At 64.4% G+C, this 3279-nt stretch carries 2 protein-coding genes; both read right to left on the bottom strand.

Going from position 1 to position 3279, the window contains the following annotated elements; all coding sequences use genetic code 11:
• Positions 1-91: 91 nt before the first annotated feature.
• Entirely contained in the window at positions 92-1003 is a 912-nt protein-coding gene (gene ku, locus DH10_RS31090; RefSeq protein WP_192247387.1) for a non-homologous end joining protein Ku, read from the bottom strand.
• A gap of 409 nt (positions 1004-1412) precedes the next feature.
• Positions 1413-3279, bottom strand: a 1867-nt coding sequence (gene ligD, locus DH10_RS31085; RefSeq protein WP_192385697.1) for a DNA ligase D, incomplete at its 5' end; no start/stop codon positions are given.

The following is a 3279-nucleotide window of genomic DNA, read 5'->3' as shown; positions in this document are numbered from 1 at the left end:
TCGACCTCGCGCGCGGCGAGGCGCAACGGAAAGGCGGCCAGCGCGCCGACGACGCCGAAGACGGCGCCGGGAACGATCACCGGCCCTCCCGTCACTTCTTGCTCTTGCCGACGGCCTTCAACAGGTTCGCCCTCAGCGGGTTCTCAGGCGCGCCGCCGCCCGCGGCCGCCTTCTTGGCGGGCTTTGCCGGCGCCTCCTCGGCCTTGCTCTTCGACTTGGCCGGCGGCTTGGCCGACTGCGACAGGCTCGCCTTCAGCGCGTCCATCAGGTTGATGACGTTGCCGCGCTCCGGTGCTGCCGCGATGATCGGCTTGTGGCCCTTCAGCTTCTCGCGGATCATCGCCATCAGCGCCACTTCGTAGCGATCCTCATAGTTCTTCGGATCGAAATGGGTTTCCTTCTGCTTGATCAGCGCCTGGGCGAGATCGAGCATTTCCGGGTCCGGCTTGCCGGCCGGGATGTTGCCGAAATATTCAGCTGTGCCGCGCACTTCGTTCGGGTTTCTCAAGGTGCAGACGAACATGCCGTTCTCGCGCGCGCCGATCGTCACCACGCGCTCGCGGCTGGAGAGAACCAGACGCGCAATCGCCAGCTTGCCGGACTTGCGCATCGCCTCGCGCAGCACCACGAAGGTCTCCTCGGCCATGGCGCCGTCGGGAGCGAGATAATAGGGCGAGTCCTGATAGATGACATCGACCTCGCTCTCATCGACGAAAGCCTCGATGTTCATCGTGTGGTTGGATTCGATCCGGACCGCCTCGAGATCGCTGTCATCGATGATGATGTACTGCTTGTCCTCGTATTCATAGCCCTTGACCAGGTCCGAGCGCTCGACAAGGCCGAGCTCGGGATCCACCGGCTTCATGTTGATGCGGTTGTGGGTCTTCTTGTGCAGCTGATTGAACGAGATGCGTTCGCTCGCGCTGGTGGCCGGATAGAGCCGGACCGGACAGCTGACGAGGCTGAGCTTGAGGTAACCTTTCCAACTTGCCCTGGGCGCCATGATGAACTCCTACGCGGCCATGCACTGACATTTTAGCTTGAGCATGATCTTATCCGAAAACCGGTTCCCACTTTTCGGGATCATGCTCGCTGCAGCGCTTTTCGTCCGTGGGACGATTGGCGCCGTGGAAATCCTACACCGACCCCTGATGGTACCGCGAAATCCCTAGCGAAGTGTTTTTGGGGGCGGGTTGGCGCGGAGAATAGTTCAAATTGTAGGAAGCGTCGATGGGCGCCGCCCCCTTCCTCGCCCCCGCGAAGGCGGGGAGAGGTGGCTCGGCGAAGCCGAGACGGAGAGGGGGAATGGCGCAAAGCTGAATGCTTTCTGGCGCCTTGATCACATTCGCCGGCGCTGCCCCTTCTCCGACCGCTGCGCGGCCACCTCTCCCCACTTCGTGGGGGCGAGGAAACTAGGGCTGCACCACCGGCAAATCCCGTGCAAACTCATCGATCTCCGCCCACGGGTCGCCCGATGTCTCGAGCAATCCAGGCAGCGAGGCGTAGTTCAAATCCTCCGGCGCGTCGATCGCTTCGAGGTCCGTCCAGCTTACCGGGGTCGAGGCAGGCAGGTTGGTGCGGGCGCGCAGCGAATAGGGGGCGGCGGACGTGTGGCCGCGGGCGTTGCGGTGGAAGTCGATGAAGATGCGCCTCTTGCGGTTTTCCTTTCCCATGGTGGTGGTGAAGGTGTCGGGCGCGGTCGCGGCGAGAAAAGTTGAAATGGCGCTCGAGGCCTGGTGCAGCTTCTTCCAGTTCTGTTTTTCCGTCACCGGCACGGTGATGTGGATGCCCTTGCCGCCGGAGGTCTTTGCGAAAGGAACCAGGCCTAGGCTTTCCAACCCACCCTTGATGTGGACGGCCGCCTCCACCACCTCACGCCACGAAATCCCCTCGCCGGGGTCGAGGTCGAAGACGATCTGGTCGGGCTTGTCGAGCTTGGCGCGGTGCGTGCCCCAGGTGTGGAACTCGACGACGCCGAACTGCGCCAGCGCCAGATAGCCCTTCGCATCCTCGACCGAGAGGTAGGTCTTGGCCTCGCCCTCCGAATTGGTGCTCTCGAACACCGCCACCGAAGGCGGCATGCCGGTGAAGGCGTGGCGCTGGAAAAAGCAGTCCTGCGGCTTGCCGGTCGGGCAGCGCACCAGCGACACCGGCCGGCCGATGATATGGGGCAGCATGAAATCGCCGACCAGCGCGTAATAGACGGCGATGTCGAGCTTGGTCGGTCCGGTCTTGCCGAACAGCCGACGCTCGGGATTGGTCACCCAGATGGTGGCGAGATCGGATTCCGCGATCAGCCGCTTGCGCTTGACCGGCACCGGCGTGGTGAGGCCGCCGACATCGCGCAGACCGCGGAAGACGCCGTGGCGCAAGGCATTGTCGGCGGTGCGATTGGCGTAGTGAATGCGAGCCGACAGCAGCGGCTTCACCCAGTGCATCTCGCGCATGATCTCGCGCGGCGCGCCCTCGGGCGGCGTGGCGCCGGCGGTCAGCCGCTCCAGCCTTGCGAGCAGGTCCGTCGCCATGTCGCGGTCGAAGCCGGTGCCGACCTTGCCGCGATAATGGAGTTCGCCGTCGACGAACTCGGCCATGCCTAGCGCCGCCAACCCTTCCGCCCGGTCGGAAACGGTATAGCCGGCGATGACGAAATCGTCCGTCTTGAGCGCCTTTGCCTTGGTCCAGCTCTTGGTGCGACCGCTCTGGTAGATGGCGTCGGCGCGTTTGGAGACGACGCCCTCGAGCCCCAGTTCCGTCGCCTGTTCGTAGAGCCCGCGCCCATCGCCCTCGACATGGTCGCTGAACTGGATGGCGGAGTTGGCGGCCTGACCGGCGAGCAGCTCGGCAAGCAGCGCCTTACGCGTCTGCAGCGGCGCCTTGCGCAGGTCCCAGCCGTCGAGGTGGAGAAGATCGAAAGCGTAGAAATGCAATTTGGACCCGGCGCCTTCGGCCAGCGCGTCCTGCAGCAGCGCGAAGCGGGAGATGCCTTTATCGTCGAGCATCATGATCTCGCCGTCGATGATCGCCTGGCTCACCGGCAGGCGCGAAAAAGCTTGAGGGAGATCGCCGTAGCGTTTCGTCCAGTCGATGCCGCCGCGGGTGATCAGGCGCACCTCGCCGTCGACGACATGCGCCATGGTGCGGTAGCCGTCGAATTTTATTTCGTGCAGCCAGAGTTCGCGCGTTTTCTCCGCCGGCCCTTCGCCGCCCGGCGGCTTCGGCGCCTGGGTGGCGAGTTGCGGCTCGATGCGGCTTGGCGGCTCGCCCTTCACGGCGCCCGGC

Origin of the sequence: Mesorhizobium silamurunense (assembly GCF_014843825.1) — a bacterium.
GTDB lineage: Bacteria > Pseudomonadota > Alphaproteobacteria > Rhizobiales > Rhizobiaceae > Mesorhizobium > Mesorhizobium silamurunense.
Note: the sequence above shows the minus strand (reverse complement) of the source record. Positions and strands in the feature narration are given on the sequence as shown.